18 protein-coding genes and 1 tRNA gene are annotated in these 21,641 nt (G+C 64.7%); 7 read left to right on the forward strand and 12 right to left on the reverse strand.

The genetic code is table 11. The features are described from left to right. A partial coding sequence (locus SY1_RS04705) for an MATE family efflux transporter (RefSeq protein WP_243440582.1) occupies positions 1 to 857 on the forward strand: 857 nt, incomplete at its 5' end. Between the two features lie 91 nt (positions 858 to 948). Here SY1_RS04705 and SY1_RS04710 read toward each other — a convergent pair. The 5 genes from SY1_RS04710 to SY1_RS04730 form a co-directional block, all read right to left on the reverse strand. Continuing rightward, a complete protein-coding gene (locus tag SY1_RS04710; protein ID WP_015556343.1) occupies positions 949 to 1,488 on the reverse strand; it encodes a hypothetical protein in 540 nt (179 codons plus the stop codon). Positions 1,489 to 1,633: 145 nt separating this feature from the next. Next, positions 1,634 to 3,127, reverse strand: a complete 1,494-nt coding sequence (locus SY1_RS04715) for a phosphodiester glycosidase family protein (protein WP_015556344.1) — start codon at positions 3,125 to 3,127, stop codon at positions 1,634 to 1,636. 37 nt (positions 3,128 to 3,164) lie between these two features. Beyond that, the gene (gene hutI, locus SY1_RS04720; RefSeq protein ID WP_015556345.1) at positions 3,165 to 4,409 is read right to left on the reverse strand and encodes an imidazolonepropionase; all 1,245 of its coding nucleotides are present in this window, start codon (positions 4,407 to 4,409) and stop codon (positions 3,165 to 3,167) included. 624 nt (positions 4,410 to 5,033) lie between these two features. Continuing rightward, entirely contained in the window at positions 5,034 to 5,870 is an 837-nt protein-coding gene (locus SY1_RS04725; protein WP_015556346.1) for a formate/nitrite transporter family protein, read from the reverse strand. A gap of 217 nt (positions 5,871 to 6,087) precedes the next feature. Beyond that, on the reverse strand, positions 6,088 to 8,145 hold the full coding sequence (locus SY1_RS04730) for a methyl-accepting chemotaxis protein (RefSeq protein WP_208872877.1): 2,058 nt from the start codon (positions 8,143 to 8,145) through the stop codon (positions 6,088 to 6,090). 310 nt (positions 8,146 to 8,455) lie between these two features. Here SY1_RS04730 and SY1_RS04735 point away from each other — a divergent pair, with 310 nt between their 5' ends. Then, positions 8,456 to 9,841 (forward strand): sensor domain-containing diguanylate cyclase, encoded by a 1,386-nt coding sequence (locus tag SY1_RS04735; protein WP_208872879.1) that lies wholly within the window; start codon positions 8,456 to 8,458, stop codon positions 9,839 to 9,841. Positions 9,842 to 9,861: 20 nt separating this feature from the next. Here the strand turns inward: SY1_RS04735 and larB are convergent, their stop codons facing one another. Together larB and SY1_RS04745 are read right to left on the reverse strand one after the other, a co-directional pair. Beyond that, the gene (gene larB / locus SY1_RS04740; RefSeq protein ID WP_243440583.1) at positions 9,862 to 10,584 is read right to left on the reverse strand and encodes a nickel pincer cofactor biosynthesis protein LarB; all 723 of its coding nucleotides are present in this window, start codon (positions 10,582 to 10,584) and stop codon (positions 9,862 to 9,864) included. Positions 10,585 to 10,622: 38 nt separating this feature from the next. Further along, on the reverse strand, positions 10,623 to 11,477 hold the full coding sequence (locus SY1_RS04745) for a bifunctional 5,10-methylenetetrahydrofolate dehydrogenase/5,10-methenyltetrahydrofolate cyclohydrolase (RefSeq protein WP_015556349.1): 855 nt from the start codon (positions 11,475 to 11,477) through the stop codon (positions 10,623 to 10,625). A gap of 198 nt (positions 11,478 to 11,675) precedes the next feature. Here SY1_RS04745 and SY1_RS04750 point away from each other — a divergent pair, with 198 nt between their 5' ends. Next, positions 11,676 to 12,296: an HAD family hydrolase gene (locus tag SY1_RS04750; protein WP_015556350.1), complete on the forward strand. Its 621-nt coding sequence runs from the start codon at positions 11,676 to 11,678 to the stop codon at positions 12,294 to 12,296. A gap of 57 nt (positions 12,297 to 12,353) precedes the next feature. Then, the gene (locus tag SY1_RS04755) at positions 12,354 to 13,037 is read left to right on the forward strand and encodes a DNA-3-methyladenine glycosylase I (protein WP_208872881.1); all 684 of its coding nucleotides are present in this window, start codon (positions 12,354 to 12,356) and stop codon (positions 13,035 to 13,037) included. A 370-nt stretch (positions 13,038 to 13,407) separates the two neighbouring features. On the opposite strand, the gene SY1_RS12760 is transcribed toward SY1_RS04755, so the two are convergent. The 4 genes from SY1_RS12760 to SY1_RS04775 all read right to left on the reverse strand — a co-directional run bounded on the left by SY1_RS12760 (position 13,408) and on the right by SY1_RS04775 (position 14,501). After that, on the reverse strand, positions 13,408 to 13,671 hold the full coding sequence (locus tag SY1_RS12760) for a type II toxin-antitoxin system RelE family toxin (RefSeq protein WP_208872883.1): 264 nt from the start codon (positions 13,669 to 13,671) through the stop codon (positions 13,408 to 13,410). Positions 13,672 to 13,679: 8 nt separating this feature from the next. Beyond that, positions 13,680 to 13,892, reverse strand: coding sequence for a hypothetical protein (locus tag SY1_RS04765; RefSeq protein ID WP_015556351.1), 213 nt, complete (start codon positions 13,890 to 13,892; stop codon positions 13,680 to 13,682). A gap of 2 nt (positions 13,893 to 13,894) precedes the next feature. Beyond that, a complete protein-coding gene (locus SY1_RS04770; protein WP_208872885.1) occupies positions 13,895 to 14,164 on the reverse strand; it encodes a helix-turn-helix domain-containing protein in 270 nt (89 codons plus the stop codon). A 261-nt stretch (positions 14,165 to 14,425) separates the two neighbouring features. Next, positions 14,426 to 14,501 (reverse strand) — tRNA-Arg (locus tag SY1_RS04775). A gap of 74 nt (positions 14,502 to 14,575) precedes the next feature. Between SY1_RS04775 and SY1_RS04780 the strand changes: the two genes are divergently transcribed. The 3 genes from SY1_RS04780 (at position 14,576) to SY1_RS04790 (ending at position 18,335) form a co-directional block, all read left to right on the forward strand. Beyond that, the gene (locus SY1_RS04780) at positions 14,576 to 15,400 is read left to right on the forward strand and encodes an alpha/beta fold hydrolase (RefSeq protein ID WP_015556352.1); all 825 of its coding nucleotides are present in this window, start codon (positions 14,576 to 14,578) and stop codon (positions 15,398 to 15,400) included. 186 nt (positions 15,401 to 15,586) lie between these two features. Beyond that, the gene (glmS, locus tag SY1_RS04785) at positions 15,587 to 17,425 is read left to right on the forward strand and encodes a glutamine--fructose-6-phosphate transaminase (isomerizing) (RefSeq protein ID WP_208872887.1); all 1,839 of its coding nucleotides are present in this window, start codon (positions 15,587 to 15,589) and stop codon (positions 17,423 to 17,425) included. Further along, positions 17,418 to 18,335, forward strand: coding sequence for a Cof-type HAD-IIB family hydrolase (locus SY1_RS04790; protein WP_208872889.1), 918 nt, complete (start codon positions 17,418 to 17,420; stop codon positions 18,333 to 18,335). Before glmS ends, SY1_RS04790 begins: the two co-directional genes overlap by 8 nt. A gap of 102 nt (positions 18,336 to 18,437) precedes the next feature. On the opposite strand, the gene SY1_RS04795 is transcribed toward SY1_RS04790, so the two are convergent. Then, on the reverse strand, positions 18,438 to 21,641 hold the full coding sequence (locus tag SY1_RS04795) for an AAA family ATPase (protein ID WP_015556353.1): 3,204 nt from the start codon (positions 21,639 to 21,641) through the stop codon (positions 18,438 to 18,440).

Genomic DNA, 21,641 nt, shown 5'->3' on the forward strand with positions numbered 1-21,641 from the left:
GCCCCCTGTTCCTCCTGATTCTCTCCTCCGTCCTGAACATCGCGCTGGACCTCCTGTTCGTCATCTCCTTCAAGGCGGGCGTCGCAGGCGTCGCGTGGGCCACGATCCTGTCGCAGCTCGTCTCAGGCCTCGTCGTCTTTCGTCTCCTGTTCCGCAGCAGGGAATGCCACAGCATAACCTGGGGCGAGATGCGCGTGGACCGGCACATCCTGCGAAGGATTCTCGACCTGGGGCTGCCGTCGGGCGTTCAGCTGGCCCTCACCTCCTTCTCCAACGTCTTCGTCCAGGGCTACATCAACGCCTATGGCGCCGCCAGCGCGTCGGGGTGGGGCATCTACATCAGGATCGACGCCTTCGTCTTCCTGCCGATTCAGAGCATGGGCATGGCCGTCACGACCTTCACGGGACAGAACGCGGGAGCGCTGCGCCCGGATCGCGTCCGCGCCGGAGTGCGCGCCAGCCTGGGCATCTCCGCAGGCATCACCGCCCTCATCGTCGCCGTCATCTACGCTTCGGCCCCATGGATGGTCGCCCTGTTCAACCGGGACGATGAGGTCCTCCGCTACGGGGTGCTCTTCCTGCGCCTCAACAGCGTCTTCGACCTCCTGAACGTCGTCTACATCATCTACGGCGGAGCGCTGCGCGGCGTCGGAAACGCCAGGACCCCCATGTACTTCATGCTGGGCTCCTTCGTCCTGTTTCGCCAGGTCTACCTCCTCGTCGCCTCGCGCCTGACGGACTCGATCACCCCAATCGCCCTCAGCTACCCCGCGGGCTGGCTGCTCTGCTCCGTCCTGCTGATCCTCTACGTCAGAAAAAACGGCTGGGACCAGGCCCTGACGGCAAACACCCTCTAAACCGCAGCGCACGACAAGGGCCGCGGTCTCCCGCGGCCCTTGTCGTTTTGGATGGAGTTGGGGTTCGACCGAGGCAGGGCCTCGGCGTCGCCTACTTCTTCACCTTGACCTTCTTGGCGGGGCGCTTGGCCGGTGCCTTCTTGGCGGCGGCCGGCTGCTTCTCGGCCGCCGGCTTCTTGCCCAGGGCGTAGGCCGCGCCCTTGCCCGGCGTGGACTTCGGGTCCACGTTGGCAAAGACCTTCTTCAGGGCATCGCTCGATCCGTCGTAGACGGTGGCGTATATCTCGTTGCCCAGCATGTCGTAGTGGCGCAGGTAGGTCACCGCGAACTGCTTGCCGTCCGGCGTGTACTCGTAGCCGTACTCCGTGAAATACAGGCTGCCGGCCACTTCGGGGGAGATGTTGTACTTGGACATCAGGAGGTCCACCGTCTGGCTCTTGATCGAGGTGTTCGTGTAGTACTTCCGGGCGATGGCGAAGGGGACGTTATCCTTCACGCCGTAGTCCAGGAGGTACCACTTCATCTTCACGTGGTCCTGACCAAGGTCCTTCTGCTTCTCCCAGGCCAGCGCCGGGGAAACGGTAACAGCCAGCAGGCCCATCAGCAGCGCGCACAACAGCAACTTCTTCATTAGAACACTCCACTTTCCTTCAAAGTAACGGGGCTTACAACCGCAGCACCGTCCCGTTCGATTCTTGCTATTCTAGCACATAACGCCTCGCTCGGCGTTTGTCTTTGCCACGATTTCGTCCTGCGTTTCGCGTCGCGAAGCCGGCTCACCGGGGGGCGGGCACCACCCCCAGGGCGTAGCTGATGGGACGCTCCCTGCCCTCCGACGGGAAGGTGAAGAGCCGGCCCTTCACGATGAGCTCCGTGGACCCGCCGCCGTCCAAGTTGAGGGCGTAGGGGACCTCATAGGAGCGCAGGATGTCCGTCAGCTCGCTCATCGTAGCGCCCGCGGCGTGCAGCCCGTTGCGGCCGTCCACCGCCAGGAAGAACCACTCCCCATCCGCCGTCAGCCCCACCACGGAGCGCGGGTGGCGCGCGGAGAGCAGCGAATTGGAGAACCCCTCATCGTTTCCCTGCACGACGCCGTCGCTCAGGAGAAGGGGTCCGGCCTGGATGGCGAAGGGCATGTCGCTCCAGCTCTCCCCTCCCGCGCCCACCAGCTCCCCGTTCACCAGGGAGGGCAGGCCGAAGGCGGCCTCGTTTTCGTCGTTCCAGCCCAGGCAGCCGCGTCCGTTGTAGAGCTTGTGCACCTCCGCGCCGTCCCGCCTCAGGAGGCCGATGGGGTACCCCTGCCTGCGCCCCGTCACGGCGAAGAACCCCGCGTTGATGGCGGCGCTCAGGCCGTTGTCCTTCACGATCCGGCTGAGGGGCGTCAGCGCAGCGGGCCCCTCGGACGAGGCCGCAGGGACCATTCGCCAGAGGCCGGGGTCGATGGTCAGCAGGGCCCAGTAGCGCGGCAGGATATCCGTGTTGGAGTTCGAGACGGAGGGAAGGAGGCACACGGCAAGCTTTCGCTGCCGGATCAGGGACGCCAGGCGCCGCGCGGCCCCATAATCCTCCAGCACGGGGGAGCGCAGAAACCACTCGTACTGCGGCTGGAGCATCGACATCTCAAAGCCCTTCGACTTGAAGAACGCCTGAGCCGACTCCGCCGCCGCCTTGTCCTCGAAGCCGTCGGCATAGACGCGCCAACGCGGCACGCCCGTAGGAACCCCATCCCGGTGCAACAGGAGCGTCAGGCCCTCCACGGGCGTGAGCGTCACCTCCAGGCTCAGTCCCTCACTGGCCTGGCTCACCCGATCCAGAAGGAAGCGCATCTCCTTCTCCGTCAAGCGCTGGGCACCACGGAAGCTCCGGTCCCTCGACAGGAGGGCCGGCGTCATGTTCACCGCCACGGCGAGGCAGCCCCGCTCGAAGGGCGTGAGCGCCTTCTCGTCCGAGAACCCCGCCGACACGTCGGACAGCGCTCCCGCCTCAAAGGCCAGCCCCAGAGACTGGATGCACCAGCGCAGGGCCTCACGGCGCGTCACCTGGGCGTTCGGGCCCCCTATCCCATCCGTCACGATCCCCGTCTCCTGCACGAAGGCGACGGCGTTCTTCCCCACGGGGACGTTCGAGGAGAGCCCCCGAGCGTCCAGCAGCGCCGCCAGAAAGGCGCCGCGCGTCACGGCCTCCGCTCTGCAGGGGATCGCCAGAAAAAGGATTGCCGCGAGGCAGAGCGCCCGCGACCGGGCGCGCAGCCCCGAAAAATGAAATCGCATGACCCTTACAGGCCGCCTGCGCCGCATCGGGCAGGGATCACGCTACGCGCTCCCCAAGCTTCCAGACGGAGCGGATGGGCCGGGCTCCGGACAGGTAGGCAAACGTCGCGGGCGTCTCCCCGTCCAGCACCAGGAAGTCCGCCATCCTGCCGCGCTCGATGCAGCCCACCTCCTGCTGCATCCCCAGGGACCAGGCGGCGTTGAGGGTCGCGCCCGTCAGCGCCTCCTCCGGGGTCAGTCCCATCTCCATGACGGCCAGACTGATGACGAAGGCCATGGACTCGCAGTAGCAGGAGCCGGGGTTCAGGTCCGTCGCCAGGGCCACGGGGACCCCCTCCTCGATCATCTTCCGCGCGCGGGCGAAGGGCTTCCGAAGGCTGTAGGCCGTGGCGGGCAGCAGGTCCGCCACGACCCCACCCCGCGCCATGGCCCGGATTCCCTCGTCGGAGGCCGCCAACAGGTGCTCCGCGGAGGCGGTCCGGAGCTCGCCGGCCAGGGACGCGCCGCCCAGGTCGTTCACCTCGTCCGCGTGGATCTTGAGTCCAAGGCCCAGCTCCCGCGCCCTCAGCAGGATCCTGCGGCTCTGTTCGATGGAGAAGACCCCCTCCTCACAGAACACGTCGCAGAAGCGGGCGATCCCCTGCTCCGCTACGGCCGGCAGCATCTCCTCCGTCAGCAGCCGCACGTAGCCATCCGGGTCCGACTTGAAGGGCTCCGGCACGGCGTGGGCCCCCATGAACGTCGGCACCACCGTCTGCACCGTCTCACGCCCCAGGCGCCCGATGACGCGCAGCATGCGCAGCTCCGAGTCCAGGTCCAGGCCGTACCCGCTCTTGATCTCGATCGTCGTGGTCCCGTAGTGGAGCGTCCGCCGAAGCAGGTCTCGGGAGAAGGAGAAGAGCTCCTCCTCCGAGGCAGCGCGCACGGCGCGCACGGAGGAAAGGATTCCGCCGCCCGCCTTCAGGATGTCCAGGTAGGGCCTCCCCGCCAGACGCATGGAGAACTCGGCCTCCCGCCGCGCGGCAAAACAGGCGTGGGTGTGCGGGTCCACCAGACCCGGCACCACCGCCGCCCCTCCCAGGTCGAACTCCTGGTCCGGCGTCCGTCCGGAGAGGCTTCCCTCCACCTCCGAAGCGCTCCCCACCGCCGCAAAGCGTCCGTCCTCCACCAGGAAGGCGCCGTCCTCAACGGAACGGATCCGTCCCTGCTCCGCTCCCGCCGCCGGCGCGGCCCCCAACGTGGGCGTGTAGATCCTGGCACGCCTGAAGAGCTTCAAGGTCATCGTCACAGCCTCCTCAATTCGCGTTCATTCGTCTCGTCCGACATCTTAGCTTTCCGAAAAACCCCGCCGCCGTTTTGGGCAGGACGCGGGGCCGACCGTTATTATAGCGTGCCGACAGGCGGGCTCATTCCGCAGAAGGCAGGAATCGAGCGCGCCCCCGCACGGAAAAACCGTCAACCTCGCGGAGGGGAACACCGGCCAGGTCGTTGAGGACACTCAAACGTATGATCCCCCCTGGTGCCTGATACCAATTCGCGTTTAATAGGATTGCCTCCCCTGAACCAAGCCCGGTTGCCCCCGACAGCACTCGCGAGTTACCCCATGTTTCTTGAGGCCCTAAGGGTGTTCCAGGGAGATTTTCGTGGATTTTCTGATATAATAACAGCGTGATGGAACGCAATACCCCTGCGGTATGCGTGATCGTGATAATGTCTTGAGCCAACACTCGATTCCAGCGGGGACGAACGTTCTCGTCGGGGATGACGGCTTACGCTGACTGAACTGAGGCGAGACAGTCCCATTCGTTATGGGAGCGGGTCAAGACTTTCAGGACACGGTACATGCGGGGATTTTTCAATTTTCAGGGGCCGGAGCGTTCCGGCCCCTTTTGCGTTGTCTTCGGCCCTACCGCTTGTCCCGCCGGTAGACGAACCAGCAGGCCAAGGCCACGAGGACGCCGCCGCCCACAACGTTACCCAGGGTAACGGGCAGGAGGTTCGCCTGAAGCATGGCGCCCCAGTTCAGGTTCGCCAGGGCCTCCGGCGACAGCCCGACGGAAGCTGCCCGCTCCGCCAGGGCCGGGTCCGCCGCGGCCAGGATGCCTGCGGGGATGTAGTACATGTTGGCCACGCTGTGCTCAAAGCCCGACGTCACGAAGATCCAGATGGGAAAGAAGATCACCAGCACCTTGCCCGCGATGTCCCGCGCGGCGAAGCTCATCCACACCGCAAGGCAGACCAGCCAGTTGCAGAGGATGCCCAGGAAGAAGGCGTTCTGGAAGGACAGGGCCGTCTTGCCGGCGGCCGTCTTGATGACCGAGGCCCCCAAGAGCCCCCCCGACATCCCCCACTGCCCGGACAGGCACACCAACCCGGCGGTGAGAAGCGCGCCCGCGAAGTTCCCGGCGTAGACGACGAGCCAGCTGCGCAGGAGCTGCCACGGGGAGATCCGCCCCTCGGCCAGGGCCATGAGCATGAGGGAGTTCCCCGTGAAGAGCTCGCCCCCCGCCACCACCACCATGATGAGCCCTGCGGCGAAGAGCGCGCCCGCCAGGGCCTTTGCCACTCCGGCGGACTCCACCGTGTGGACGGCGACGCAGGACCCGGCCGCCCCAAACGCGATGAACGCCCCCGCCATCACGCCGAGGATCAGCTGGTTCGTCACGGACATCTCCGCCTTCCGCTGCCCCACGCCCACAACCAGCTCCGCGACCTCCGCGGGGCTCAAAAAGTTGCTCTGCATTCCAAAATCCCTCCCTTCTTCATACTAAATTAACAGATCAACCGGCTAAATGCAACCGCCCCAAGCCTCGTGGAAGCAGCTTTCAGGCCTCCCGGGGCCGAAGGCGGGGAGCGTCCGCGCCGCGGGCCATCCAGGTGAAGGTTGGCGCTTCAGCAGATGAAAAAGCCCCCGACGGACTTTTTTAGCCCGTCGGGGGCCTCGCTTCAGGATTCGGACGTCATCGATTTTTTTTCGGAACGATATCGCCCTGTTTTTCGAGGAAGAACGAGCCGATGAAGCCCTGCAGCTTCTCCGCCGTGGAGGCCAGGCCCTGTGCGGCGCCGGCGATGGATTCGGCGGCCCTGGTCGTCTCGCGGGTCGCGGTTTGAATCGAATCGGCGGCCTCAACCACGCCGTGATTGGCGTCTGCGACGTGCTGTATGGCCGACGTCATCTCCTCGGAAGAGGCGGCCTGCTCCTCGGATATCGCGGCGATGTTCTGAATGGCATCGTTCAGACGGGCAATGGCGTCCATGGCGCCGTTCAGCTTCTGCTGCGTCACCTCCGCCGTCGCCGATGTCTCGATCAGGAGCTTCTCCGTCTCCTTCGTCGCCTCGACGGAGCTTTCAGAGTGCTTTTGAAGGCCCGCTATCAACTTCTCGATCTCCTGAGCCGCATGAGCCGATTCCTCGGCCAGCTTGCGCACCTCCTCGGCGACGACGGCGAATCCCCGCCCCGCTTCTCCCGCCCTCGCGGCCTCGATGGCGGCGTTCAAGGCGAGAAGGTTCGTCTGATCGGCGATGGAGGTGATCGTGGTCACGAAGGAGGATATCGCGTTGACCGACTCCCCAAGCTCTTGAATCTGGGCGATGCTATGGCTGGACTTGTCCTTTGCCTCCCTCATGCCCGTGACGACGGCCCCGACCTCATCCACGGCGTTCTTGGAGACGTCCGCCACGCGGGAAGCCTGTTCGGCGCTCTCGGTAGCGCTCTGTGCGCTGGACTGAGCGCTGTCGGCAATCTCCGAGACGGATGCACGGGTCTCCTCCGTCGCGGAGGAGGCGGAGCTGACGACGCCGTTGACGCGCTCGATGGAAGCCGAAACCTCTTTCATCGATGCGAGGGTCTCCTCGGACAGGGCCGCAAGAGTATCGGCCTGTCTCGAGGTTTCGTCAGCCTCGATCCGGATGTTGCGAAGCGTTTCGGACACGGAAGCGATCATCGCGTTGAGCTCCCTGGACATGCCCGACAACTCGTCGCGTCCCGTCTCGTCGAAGCGGACCGTCAGGTCGCCCCTGCCCAGTTCGACCGTCGCAGCACTCATGCCTTTGAGGGAGCGGGAGAGGCTGCGCATGATGGCGAAGATGAGAAAGCCGATGACGAGGAGCGCCGCCGCAGCGATGAGGACGAGGAAGACCGTCAGGCCATGCACCATCGAGTGAATCACCGATATCGGGAAGAACACGATAAAGAAGAAGTCGTGGCCTGCAGGCGCGTAAAAGACGCGCCGCCTTTCCCCGTTGTTGAGGTAGTCTGCGAAGCCCGTCCCACCGCCCACGACTTTGACCGCAAACTGATGGACGGACGCATCGAACTCCTGCCCATTGAGGAGGTTGGCCTTCAAAACGTAGTCCTTGTTGCTGTGGGCAATGAACGTGCCGTCCTTCTGCACGAGGGCGCCCGATCCCTGACCGAAGACCTTCTGGCTAACCACAAAAGCGCTCAGCTTGTCCAAATCCACCTCAATAGATGCCACGCCCACCAGTTTGCCGGAGTCGTCATAAACGGCCTTTGTGGCTGCAATCACCAGCTTCCCTGAAGCAGCCTCGACATAGGGAGCGCTGAACTTGGTCGCCCCGCGGTCGGCCACAGCCTGCTGATACCAACCCCGCGTCCGGGCGTCATACCCCGCCGGGGCCACCCACTTGCCCTCGGAGCTTGCGATGGCCAATAACCCGGTGGACTCGAGCGCCAGGTAGAGGTTCAGGATGTTCTTGTCCTCAGCGTTCTTCAGAATCTTTTCGCAGATCGCCTCAACGTTCCTTGCCCCGGCATCAGGGTTCTCTGCGTCGATGTAGGATTGGCGCATGGCGGCTGCAGCAACGTTTATGGTAGCGATGTAGCGGTTAAGTTCACCCTGGACGATGTTTGCAGCCCCAACTGCAATTTCGGTGCCAGAACTCTTCAGAAAACTGTCGAGCATTGCTCCCGATCGAACGTAAGTCACGCTGGTCATCAAGAGGATCACCAGGAAAATTGCTCCTGCGATCAAGCGCAGTTTTCCACGAATAGACATAAAGAGTCCTCCTCCAGAATTTTACAAAGTGACGATACAATTCCCCTCCTAAAAATTGTAATTCCGCCGCATCAGTTTGTCAAGCAAAACCCGCCCGTTCGTGCTCATCTCCGCCCTCGCACGAGCAGCCGTTCCAGCAATCTCAAAGATCGACCTCCAGGGGGACGCCGCGCCACGAACAACAGGTTCCCGACGGTGTCTTTTTGCTTTTTTCGAGATATCTGGCATAATAATAAATCAACGTGCAAGTTGGTCGGTAATCATGAACCGCGAAAAACTTTCGGACAAATTTTAAGGAGGCGGAGCAGGATTGTACTCTTGCAAGCTCATCATCAGCTGCTACGGGCTTGACGACGTTTCCCTGAGCGTCCTGAAGGGGGTGGCGCCGCTTCCGCGCTTCATCCACTACTTCCAGCCCTTGAAGCCGCTGGGAGGTCTGCCTCGGAGGGATCGCCAGATCGTCATCCTCGACGAGAGCGCGGGGCTCTCGGAGGGAGATTTGTGCGCGTCCATTGATGGGGGTGCAAAGCGTATCCTCTGCACCTCCCGTCCGAAGAACCTGTCCGAAAAGGACCTGGCACTGTGGGACGACGTGTGGGTAAAGCCTCTCTCCCCCGCGATGCTGCGTTTTCGTTTTCAACGCATCCTGCGGGAGATCCAGGCGGAGAAGGACCTCTGGACAGCTCAAAATCAGCTGAATCAGACCATCGATCCCCTGCCGGACCTCATCTGGTACAAGGACCTGAAGGGCGCCCACGTCAAGGTCAACGACGCCTTCTGCCAGCTCGTCGGGAAGACGAAAGAGGAAATCCAGGGACGCGGACACTACTACATCTGGAGGATGCCGGAAGATGAGGGGGCGAAGGACGAGTACGCCTGCCCCGAGACGGACAAAGAGGTCATCCGTCAGGGAAAGACCTGTGTCTTCGACGAGGAGGTCAGGGGACCGGAGGGCCTGCGCCGGTTGAAGACCTACAAGACCCCCATCTTCGACGAGGACGGTACGATCATCGGCACCGTCAGCGTCGCACGGGACATGACGAAGGAGTTGAAGTTTCAGCAGCAGCTCCTGGAGATCGCCCGGCAGGACGCCCTCACCGGTCTGGCCTCGCGCTGGTACTTCCAGAACTACATGCAGTCCCACCAGGACGAGGAACACGTCATCTGCGTCTACCTGGACCTCGACCACTTTAAGGAGGTCAACGACACCTGGGGGCACCAGACGGGCGACGCGGCGCTCGCCGCCACCGCTGAGATGATGCAGCACACCTTCCCGGACGCTTTCATCGCCCGACTGGGCGGGGACGAGTTCATGATGGTGTTCTTTGGGGACCTGTCGGTGGAGGACCTCAAGGGACGGGTGGACCAATTCATTCAGGACATGGCCGCCTACTTCCACAGCTCCGATAAAATGGCGAACCTCACCATCAGCGGTGGAATCACCAAGACGACCGAGAGCGAGACCGGTTCGGCCATCGACCACCTCATCCACCGGAGCGATCTGGCCCTCTACCAGGCGAAGCACAGCGGGCGCGCCTGCTGCGTCATCTACGACCCCTCCATGGAGAAGGAGCGCCGCGTCAGCGACAAAGGCGCCCCCGGCGGCGTGGACCGCCGCAAACGCCTCACCCCCAACTGGGGAACGGGCTGCGGGCCGGAGGGCGAGCGGGACAGAAGAAGACAGGATGAAAGATAGCGGGGCCTGGCCCCGCTATTTCATCTCTTAACGCCCATGTGATTGATTCGGTTGGCGCAGTACCCCGCCCCGAAGCCGTTGTCGATGTTGACCACCGTCACGCCGCTGCTGCAGGAGTTCAGCATCGCGAGGAGCGCCGCCAGACCGCCGAAGGACACCCCGTAGCCCACGCTGGTGGGCACGGCGATGACCGGACACTCCGCCAGGCCGCCCAGCACGCTGGCCAGGGCCCCCTCCATGCCCGCCACCGCGATGAGGACGCTGGCGCTCATGATGTCCTCCAGGTGGGAGAGGGTGCGATGGAGACCCGCCACGCCGACGTCGTAGAGCCGCTGCACCTCGCTGCCCAGCACCTCGGCCGTCAGCGCGGCCTCCTCCGCCACGGGGATGTCGCTGGTCCCCCCCGTGGCCACAATAATGCGCCCGATCCCATCGGGCTGCGGCAGGTCTCCCACGATGCCGACGCGGGGCTCCTCGTGGTAGTCCAGCGCGCAGGACCGGCCGACGGCCTCCGCGGCCTCCGGCGACAGGCGCGTGATGAGGACGGGCCCCTGTCCGTTCCGCCGCATCGCCTCCAGGATGCCCACTATCTGCTCCGGCGTCTTGCCCGCGCCGTAGATGACCTCCGCCGCACCCTGGCGGACCCTGCGGTGCAGGTCCACCTTGGCGAAGCCCAGGTCCTCGAAGGGCTTTTCCTTCACGTGCAGCAGCGCGTCCTCGACGCTCATCGTCCCTTCGCTCACCCGCTGGAGCACCTGGCGGACGGACAGGGACATGGCCCTCAGCGTTTCGTCAAAAGCCGTGCGGCCCGCAGCGTGTTTCTGGCCAGGACGGACGTCGTTACGGCCCCCACGCCACCCGGCACGGGGCTCACCATGCTGACGATGGACGACACGGCCTCAAAGTCCACGTCGCCGCAGAGCTTGCCGTCCGGCCCCACGTTGATGCCCACGTCCACGACGATGCTCCTGTCCGTCACGCAGTCCGCGCCGATCATGCCCGCCTTCCCCGCCGCGGCGACCACGATGTCCGCGCGACGGCAGACGGCCGGCATGTCCACGGTCTTCGTGTGGCAGATCGTCACCGTGGCGTTCGCTGCCAGCATCAGCATCGCCAGCGGGCGCCCCACCACCATGCTGCGCCCCACGAGGGTCACGTTCTTTCCCTTGAGGTCCACCTCGTAGTGCGCCAGCATCTCCATCACCGCGCCCGGCGTGCAGGGGGCAAAGCCGTCCCTCGCGCCCGCAAAGACCATGGCCGAGCTGATGGGGCTCATTCCATCCACGTCCTTGCGGGGGTCAATGGTCCGGCGCGCCGCCTCGTCGCTCAGGCCGCCTGGAAGCGGGCGAAACAGGAGGATGCCGTGGACCTTCGGGTCCGCGTTGACCTTCCCGAACTCCGCGTCGAAATCCGCCTGCTCGATGTCCTCCGGCAACTCGTACACCTGCGTCGTGATGCCCAGCCCGGCAAAGCGCTTCAGGGCTCCGCGCTCGTAGGCCAGGTCGTCCCCTCTGGCCCCCACCCTCACGATGGCCAGCTTCGGATCCACGCCCATCCCCTTCAGCTCCGCGTGCTCCGCCAGGAGCGCCTCCTTCATCCCGACCGCAACCTCGGCCCCCTTCATGACGACGGTCATTTGAACCAGCTCCTTTCTTTATTCAAGTTTCCCAATCCAAGATTAAGAACGACGACGGTGCCGCGCCCCCACAGGACGCGGATAAAACTCCCTTTTAAATTATTGTACCGTATCCGGCTCGTTATTTCGAGCCTGACGTCCGTCGGGACGTCGTGTTATACTGCGTTCAAAAATCTATGCGGACGGGGACGTGAGACGATGAGTACGGCTGCGATCGACACGGTGATCTTCGACATCGGAGGGGTGCTGGCGAACTTCGACTGGAACGGCTACGTCCATCGCTGGGTCCGGGACGAGAGGGCCATCCAGGAGATCAACGAGGCGCTCTGGGGGACGGGACTGTGGGACGAGTTGGACCGGGGCGTGCTGAGCACGGAGTCGATCGTCGAGGGCTTCATCGCCGGTGCGCCCCGCCGGGAGGGCGAGATCCGCACGCTCATGGAGCACGTGGGGGGCTGCGTGAGCCGGCTGGACTACGCCGTCCCGTGGATTCAATCGGTCAAGTCGACGGGCCGGCGCGTCCTCTTCCTCTCCAACTACTCGCGCCTCATCATGGACGCCAACCCCGGCGTGCTGGACTTCCTGCCCGCCCTGGACGGCGGCGTCTTCTCCTGCGACGTGAAGCTCCTGAAGCCGGACCGGGCCATCTACGCCGCCCTCTGTGAGCGATACGCCCTGACGCCGGGCCGATGCGTCTTCATCGACGACCTGGAGCCCAACGTCCAGGGGGCGCGGGACTTCGGGATGCAGGCCATCCGGTTTCAAAGTTACGAACAGGCGCAGGAGGCCCTGAGCGCGATGCTCGGAGGCGACGCCTGAACGGTGGGTCATCCTCACCGTATGACAGAACGGGTACGACGAGGAGGCGAAACGCAAGTGAGCACGACGGACGGTGCGATGGAGACGGGCTGCTGCCCCTGGGCCCTGATGAACTCGGAGATGCGCCGCTACCACGACACGGAGTGGGGCGTCCCCGTCCACGAGGACGGGAAGCACTTTGAGCACCTGATGATGGAGGTCATGCAGTGCGGGCTGAGCTGGAACACGGTGCTGCAGAAGCGCGAGGTCTTTCGCCAATGCCTTGCGGGCTTCGACTGGAACCGCCTGGCGGCCTTCACCGGAGAGGACGTGGCCCGCGCCATGGAGACTCCCGGCATGATCCGGGCCACGCGCAAGATCCAGGCCATCATCGACAACGCCCGCTGCTTCCAGAAGGTGCGGGAGGAGTTCGGCAGCTTCAGCGAGTACCTGTGGGCTTTCACCGAGGGCAGGACGATCCTCTACGACGGACACCAGGCGGGGAACATCCCCGCCAGCAACGCCCTGTCCGCAGCCGTCAGCCGGGACCTGAAGGCGCGCGGCTTCAAGTTCCTTGGGGCAGTGACGGTCTACTCGCACCTCCAGTCCTGCGGGGTGGTCAACGACCACATCGAGGGCTGCCCGCGGCGACGCCAGCTCATCTCAATCGCCGACGTCGTCCATCGGCCCCCGGAGGGCGAGGAGGGCGTCGGACGCGCTGAGCGCAGGGCAAAGGACAAACCCGGCATCCAGCAGGAATGAAGAGCCCGGCGAGACCGGCTAAGGGGACCCCTGCAATGCAAAAACTTGTCCTCCTGTTTCTGGACTTCCGTCGAGCCGAGAGGTTGGCCCCCCGGACGCCACAGGGTGAGGAAGGTTTGAGGGAGGAGCTCCGCCAAGCAAAAAGGGCGTCCACGTTTAGGACGCCCTCTCCTGTGGCCGACCTTCAGGACGAGGACGACAAGCTCCCCGTCCCGGATCGCAGATCAGCCGGTAGTCTCCCACGTGGTAGCGCCAATACCCCGAGAACTGACCGGTCAGGGCCGCCCTCTTTTCTCGTGGATAGGGTGCGGAGGACAGGGCGCTCAGAAAATTCACTATCCGCGTATGGGCGGATTTGCCCAAGCGCTCGCTAAAGGTTTTTGTAGACATCTTTTCTGTGTGCAACTCGGACAACACAGATGACAAGACGCTCGTCATGCACTTCATAGACGACCCGAAACTTCCCGACCCGGACGCGCCAGGTATCAGCTCGTCCCTGTATCTTGCGGCTCCCACTTGGATAAGGACAGGACACAAGGCCTTTCAAAACTTCGATGATTTGCCGTTGGACGCTCGAATCGAGGCGGGCTATTGCTTTCAGGACATTCTTTTTGACCTCAAGGGCATAAAGCATCGTAAAATTCAGTCAAGCCCCAGGGCTTTAAGCGCGTCCGCCAGGGGAACCGTCGGGTCGTCCTTGTGGGCCTCGATCCATACGATATCCTCCTCGTCTTCCTGGGCTTCCAGGTATTGCAGGAATGCCGCATAATGGCTCACCCTGTCCAAGTCCTCCTCGGTCAGGTTTTGGAGTTGGCGATACAGGCTCTTCCTCTTCGCTGCCACAGCTTGAATCATCCCTACCCCTCCTCCCCCTTGGCCACCGAGATCGCGACCTCGATTTCCTCTCGCAAAGCCGCCCGCTCCACCTTGCGGCGCCCCCATACGGCAGCAAACCCTTGGGGGCCGGGCTCGTATGCCTCGACAGACGACCGGGGAATAACCCACGTGTTGCCGATCTTCTGGGCTCCATACAAACGGTGTTGATTGCACAACCTCAGAATCTGGCTTCTCCCCAGCTCCATAATCGCTGCAACTTCTGTGACGCTGAGCAGACTCTTATCATTCAATGCAAATCCCCCTCATTGAGGTACGCTTCTTCCGCCGTCTCCATCACCAATTGTGTGTCCACTTTGTCGCTTACACGCCCCTTCCAGATGGACTGTTATAATTACACGGTAAAAGACAAAAAGCCGTTTCTCCCGAATGGAAAAACGGACATTTTGGAAGCGAGGTGACAGGAATCTTTGCACTGCAAAGCTCCCCATGAGCGACGGCCTATTTTCTTTATTTTTGCTGCTTTTCCCCTGTAAACCCCTGCAATCCCTATATGGCGAGCTTGGGCAGATTCGAACTGCCGACCTACGGCTTAGGAGGCCGTCGCTCTATCCACTGAGCTACAAGCCCGCAAAGGAACTATGTTAATATAACATAAAAAGCCGTACTGTCAAATGCAATTTCAATCGGGAGGTTGAGGGGCAATGCATGAGGCGTTGATTCGATCCTTCGACGGGACGGAGCTCTACCGCTGTACGGACGAAGCTCCAGGGGCAGCGTTGGGAAGCGTTCTCCTCCTCCACGGGCTGGGAGGACACTGCCGGCGGTTCGACGCCGCATCGGCCGCGATGGCCACCGCAGGGTGGCGCGTGACGCGCTTTGACCTGCGGGGGCACGGCCGCTCTGGCGGGGCGCGGGCCGACGTCCGGGACTACCGGCTGTTGGTGAAGGACGTGCGCCTCATGGCGGACGCCGCCCTGGCGGAGCGGCCCGGCCCGCTCTTTACCGTCGGGTACAGCATGGGAGGGCTCCTCTCCCTCCTGCTTGGCGTCCAGCGGCCCGAAGGGATATCCGGGCAGGTCCTGATCGGAGCGCCCACCCTGGAGACGGGGCGCTATCGAAACTTCCGGCGCCCTCAGGTACAGCGCCTGCTGATGCGCTGCTCCCCCTCCGTCGGGGAGGACCTCCTGACCCCGGACGAGGCGGCGCGGCACGAGTACGAGAGAGACCCCTGGGTGCTCCACGCCTTCGTCAACCGGCTGCTCGTCGAGGTCTTCGTGAAGGGCATGGACGACCTCACGGCTGCGCTCCCCGCCCACCGGCTGCCCTTCCTGGCCCTCCACGGCTCGGAGGACCGCATCGTGCCACCCGCGTCCGCGGAGAACCTCCGGGTCCGTTCCGCCTCGCCGGACGGGACGCTGACCATCCTGGAGGGCGCCTGGCACGACCTCCTCCACGGGCCGGAGCGGGACAGGGCGATGGAGCTCATCCTGGGCTGGCTGAAAGCCCACGCCGCCGCGGAGGCGTGAACCTCCCCACACCCCACTCCCTCGAAATCGAGGCCGCTCTTTGGGGCGGTCCCGAGAATTTTCCTCCTGTTTCAGGGACAATTTGGATATAATGAGAGAACGCGCCGGGGCAACAGGGCGCACAAGCGGCTGGGTCCAACGTTAGCGCCACAGGGCGCCCGATCTCGATTGACTGGGGGCATTTCTATGTGCGGCATTCTTGGTTACAGCGGGAGCAGACAGGCCTCACCCGTTCTGTTGGATGGACTGGAGAAGCTCGAGTACCGGGGCTACGACTCCGCCGGGCTGGCCGTCCGCGACGGTGAGGACGTGAAGGTCGTCAAGGCGAAGGGGCGGCTGAAGGCCCTGGCGGGGCGAATCAACTCCGGCAGGGCGCTGTCCGGAACCTGCGGCATCGGGCACACGCGCTGGGCGACCCACGGCGTCCCCTCGGAGGAGAACGCCCACCCGCACTGGAGCGACGACATGACCGTCGTGGCGGTCCACAACGGCATCGTGGAGAACTACCAGGAGTTGAGGGAAGACCTGCTCAGGAACGGGTACACGTTCTACTCCCAGACCGACACGGAGGTGGCCGTCAAACTCATCGACCTTTACTATAAAAAAAGCGGAAACAACCCCATCGCGGCCCTCACGAAGGCGATGAAGCGCATCCGCGGCTCCTACTGCTTTGTCCTCATGTTCAGGGAGTTTCCCAACGCCGTGTGGGGCGTGCGCAAGGACAACCCCCTCATCGTGGGCAGGGGCGACGGCGAGTCCTTTCTGGCCTCCGACGTCTCGGCCATCCTCCAGCACACCCGGACGGTGTACTACATCGGCAACATGGAGATCGTCGAGATCTGCAAGGGGGACATCCGCTTCTACGACAAGGACGGCGCCCCCCTGAGCAAGATGTCCACGGAGATCAAGTGGGACGCTCAGGCCGCGGAGAAGGGCGGCTTCGAGCACTTCATGATGAAGGAGATCCACGAGCAGGGCCGCGCCGTGAGGGACACCCTCCGCTCCGCGCTGAAGGAGGGAACGCGGCTGGACATGAGCGCCACGGGCCTGACGGACGACGCGATCAGAAACTTCAGTCAAGTCTACATCCTGGCCTGCGGCTCCGCCTACCACGCGGGCGTCGCGGCCCAGTACGTCCTGGAGGACCTGACGAAACTCCCCGTGCGCGTGGAGCTGGCCTCCGAGTTTCGCTACCGCAAAATCCCGCTGGCCCCTTCCGCTCTGGCCATCGTCATCAGCCAATCGGGCGAGACGGCGGATACCCTGGCCGCCATGCGCCTGGCCCAGGAGAACGGGATCAGGACGCTGGCCATCGTCAACGTGCTGGGCAGCACCATCGCGCGGGAGGCGGACAGCGTGTTCTACACGTTGGCGGGGCCCGAGATCGCCGTGGCGACGACCAAGGCCTACAGCGCCCAGCTGATCGCCTGTTACCTCCTGGCCATCCACTTCGCGAACGTCCGGGGCACGATCTCCGCCATCCGCTACCGCGACCTGCTGCGCGAGCTGGAGACTCTGCCGGAGAAGATCGACGCGGTGTTGGACGAGAAAGAGCGCATCAAGAACGTGGCGGAGCGCTTCAAGGACGCGCGCGACGCCTTCTTCTTGGGGCGCGGGCTGGACTACGCGCTGGCCATGGAGGGCAGCCTCAAGATGAAGGAGATCAGCTACGTCCACTCCGAAGCCTGCGCGGCCGGCGAGATGAAACACGGCCCCATCAGCCTGATCGAGCCGGGCGTCCTGGTGGTCGGGCTCATGACGCAGTGCGAGCTCTACAAGAAGACCGCCAGCAACCTGATGGAGGTCAAGAGCCGCGGCGCGTGGCTCCTGGGCGTCACCAACCGCGGGAACGACGCCCTCAGGGACGACGCGGACCTCGTCTTCCTTCTGCCCCAGACGGACAAGCACTTCACCTCGAGCCTCGCCGTGATCCCGCTGCAGCTCCTGGGCTATTACCTGGCCTGCGCGCGGGGGCTGGACGTCGATAAGCCCAGGAACCTGGCCAAGAGCGTCACCGTTGAATAGGGCGGACAGGGCGCAGGAGGGGGGAGGCCCGTCGGCTCCCCTCCTCCTGTCCGATCGCGAGGAGCCCCTGCCCGCCGTCAGGCTGATCGCCCTCGACCTCGACGGGACGCTGTTCAACGAGAGAGGCGAGATATCGCGCGAGGACGCCGCAGCCATCCGCGAGGCCTCGGACCAGGGCGTCACGGTCATCATCTCGACGGGGCGCCCCTACTGCGGCGTGCCCGTAGAGGAGGTGGCACCCCTCGGGGTGAACTGCGCGCTCACGGTCAACGGTGCCGCCGTCTACACGCTGCCGGACCGAAAGCTCCTCTTCGACGACTGCATGGACACCCGGACCGCGCTGGGCGTCCTGCGCGACCTGGAACCCCTGAACCTCTACTACGACGTCTTCGTCGACGGGGACGCCTACGCCCGCGAGGACCGTCGGGACCTCCTGGAGCGAACCGTCCTGCCGGAAAGCGCCAAGGCCTACATCAGGCGCACGCGCATCTACGAAAGCGACCTTCTGGGGCGCATTGAGCGCGAGGCGCTTCGCGTCCAGAAGGTCACCATCAACTTCTGCCGGCAGGGCGACGCCCTTCCGGGGCGGGAGGAGGCGGAGCGCATCCTGGCCGCCCACCCGGAGATCACCTACGTCTGCGGCGGCAACCACAACTGGGAGTTCAACCGGGCGGGCGTCGACAAGGGCAGCGGGCTGTCGCGCCTCATGGAGCTCATGAACGTTCCGCTGTCGGCAAGCATGGCCTGCGGCGACTCCGAAAACGACCTGGCCCTGTTCAGGACGGCGGGCGTCAGCGTCGCCATGGCCAACGCCCCGGAGGGGGTCAAGCGCGCGGCGGACTTCATCACGAGGTCCAACCAGGAGGGCGGCGTCGCCCTCGCGATCCGACGCTGTCTTCGGGGAGCATAGGCCCTGCGTCGGGGGTCCGTCCACGCCGACCGCCCCGGCCCCGCGCAGCGACGGCCCCCGACGCGCACGCCAGGCTGAAGCCTCCTCTCCACCAGCAGCCCGTCAGCTGATCTGCCAACGGACCCGACTGCCCTCCGAGTCCTTGCTGACGATCAGCTGGTCCTCGATCTCCTGCTTCAGCTCCGTCACGTGGGAGATGATGCCGATGAGGCGGCTGCCCGCTATCCGCTGCAACACCCTGACCGCCTGATTTCGCGTTCGGTCGTCCAGGGAGCCGAAGCCCTCGTCGATGAAGATCATATCCAGGCTGATCGACGAGGCGCTCTCCTGGATCAGGTCCGCCATCCCCAGAGCCAGCGAGAGGGCCGCCACGAAGGACTCGCCGCCGGAGAGCGTCCAGACCCTCCGTTCCCTGCCGGTGACGGAGGAATAGACCACGAGGTCCAGCCCCTGATTCCTCCCCTCCCCCGCCTGGTCCTCCTGCACCAGGCGGAGCTCGAACTGCCCCGCGGTCATGTCCTGAAAGCGGGTGTTCGCCGCGTGCAGGATTCGCTGCAGGTAGTGCCGCTGCACGAAGGTCTCAATGTCCATGCGGGCACCCGACTCCCTGCCCCCCAGCCCCCGGTGCAGCCCGTTGAGCCGGGCGTGCTCCCGCGCAACTTGCTTCCGCTCCTCCATCCTCGGCGACAGGGCGCAGAGGGCGGCGTCGTCCGCCTCAAAGGCCCTGTCGAGTCGCGCCCAGGCGGCCCGGGCCTTTTCCAGTTCCTCTTCCGCCTTGTCCCTGGCTCTTTCCAGGTCTTCCATGACGGGCTTCTCACGTCCGTTCACGGCCTTCAGGGCCGCGTCGCGCGCGCCCTCCGCAGCCGCCTTTTTCTTGCGGTGCGCCTCCACCTCATCCAGCAGCTCGCCCACGTCTTCCCGACCGTACCGGCGAACGGTCTCCATCCAATCCGCCTCGGACAGCTTCTTCTCGTCCATGAGCGCCTCGTAGGCCTGTCTGCGCCGCTCCGCCTCCTCCCTCTGAAGGGGCAGTTCCTCCGCGAACCGGGCGATCGCAGCCTCCGCGTTCTCCAGCGAGCTCCGCGCCGCCTGCGCCGCCTCGCGAGCGGCCTCGAAGGTCGAGTCCGCCTTCCGCTTCGCGACCCTGGCCTCGTCGAGGGCCGACTGCGCGTCCGCCACGGTCGCGTAGTCCCGCTGCCCTTCGAGGCCCCTGAGCTCCGCCTCGGCGGCGGCGAGGGCGCTCTCCGCCTGATGAGCCGTCCGAACCGCCTGATCGACGGCGATCGTCAGTGCCTGCCGCTGTTCGTCCACGCTCTTCAGGGACTCCTTGATGCGGCTCAAAGCCTGCGCGCCCTCCTGAAGCGCAACCCCTTCCGCCCGGATCCCGGCCCTCCAGCTTTCCAACAGCGCCCGCACCTGATCCAGGCTCGGCGCTTCCGACGCCTCCGGAACGCTCCTTGCCAGGCGCTCCTGCAGGCGTGCCAAGGCCCCCTTCAAGGTCCTTTCCTTCTCCTCCAGGAGGCTCAGGGCGGAGCCCGACGCCGTGGAGCGCTTCGTCAGGTCCTGCTGCAGGCTCGCGACCTCCTCGGCCAGCGCATCGACGACCTCCCGGGTCAAATCCCGGCTGCCCTCCGGCAGCAGGCAGGGGCGCGGGTGATCCAGGGAGCCGCACACGGGACAGGGCTCGCCCGGCCTCAGCTTTTCCCAGGCGATGAACCCGGCCTGGGCGTCCAGGAACTCCTCCTGTCTTCGGACGTACTCGTCCCTCTTGCGGTTGTACTCCTCCCTGACGGAGGCATACTCCCCCTGCAGCCGCTCCGTCTCCGCCCTCTGCCGTTGGGCGTCCCGTCCGGCGTCCTCCGCCAGGGACACCTCCACCATGAGGTCCTCCGCCTCCCTTCGTCGGACCTCCCAGTGCGCCAGGCGCAGGTCCGCACCCTCCAGCTCCTTCTCCCGCGCCCGCCACGCCGCTTCCCTGGCCTCGAAATTCATCAGAGCGTCTTTGGCCTGGAGCGAGGTCATCTCCGCCGCGCTGAGCGCAGCGCGCCACTCCTCGAACCTCTCCGTTGTGGCGCGGATCCGCTCCAGCACTTGAAGCGCCCTGCTCACGCGCTCGGACACTCGCGTGAACTCCTCGATCCCCGCCGCCTGGACGGACCGGGCCTCTGCCTCGGAGGCCTCCGCCCGCTGGCGGTCCAGGTTGAGGTCCGGAAGGGACCCCTTCAAATCCGCCAGCTTTCTCTCCGTCTCCGCCGCGGCCTTCTCCGCGTCGCCCATCCTCTGATGCAGGGGCTGAATCTCGCAGGCAGCGTTGATCTGGATCATCAAGCGGCCTGCCTCCTGAATTCGCCCCTCCTCGGCCTCACATTCGGCAAGCGCCCTCTCCGACCTCTCCAGCTCCTCAAAGGCCCGTGCGAGGTCCTGAGCCCCGGTGTAGGCGTCGCGCGCCTCGTCCCGCCGCCTGCCCGCCTCGTACCGCTCCGACGCAGCGAGGGCAGCTCCTTCCTTGAGCCTGCTGCAGAGGGCGCTGAGCTCCGCCAGAAGGGCCTCCATGTCCATGACCGTCCCTCCCTCGGAGGTCAGGAGGCGAGAGCGTATCTCCTTCAGCCGCTCCATGCCATCGAGCTCCTCCGGGATCACGACGTGTCCCGCCTCGGCCTGAAAGGCGCTGCGGATCTCCGTCACCCGTTTGGCCGCATCGTCCAACCGGCGTTTCAACTCATCCACGACGTCCTGATAGAGCCGGGTGCGGAAGAGCTTCCGAAAGATGTCCTTCTTCTTGTCCGCTCCAGCGCAGAGCAGCTCCATGAACTCCCCCTGGGCGATCATGGCCACCTGCATGAACTGCTCCTTCGTCAGCCCGACGATCTCTCCGATCTTCTGGTTCGTCTCCCGCAGATTCCCGGTGTACACCAGGCCGTCCGGCATCGAGAGGGAGACGGTCTCCCCCTTGGGCCTGGAGCCGGCCTTCTGTTTCAGCGACTGGTGGCAGCGAGGGGTGCGGGTCACGGTGTAGTGCCTCTTCTCTCCACCGTGGACCTCCGAGAAGGTCAACTTCACGAAGGGCTCGGTATCCAGGTCCGCGAACTGACTCTGCAGGTCCTCGCCCTGCCGCCTGCCCCCGCTCCTGCCGCTTGCGCTCGTTTCCCCGTAGAGGGCGAAGACGATGGCGTCAAAGATCGTGGTCTTGCCCGCGCCGGTGTCCCCGGTGATGAGGAAGAGCTTTTGGTTCGGCCGGGTGAAGTCCACCGTCGTCTCCTTGTTGTAGGAGCCAAACGCCCTCATGGTGAGTGTCAGCGGTCTCAT

The organism is Fretibacterium fastidiosum (assembly GCF_000210715.1).
In the GTDB taxonomy this organism is placed as follows: domain Bacteria; phylum Synergistota; class Synergistia; order Synergistales; family Aminobacteriaceae; genus Fretibacterium; species Fretibacterium fastidiosum.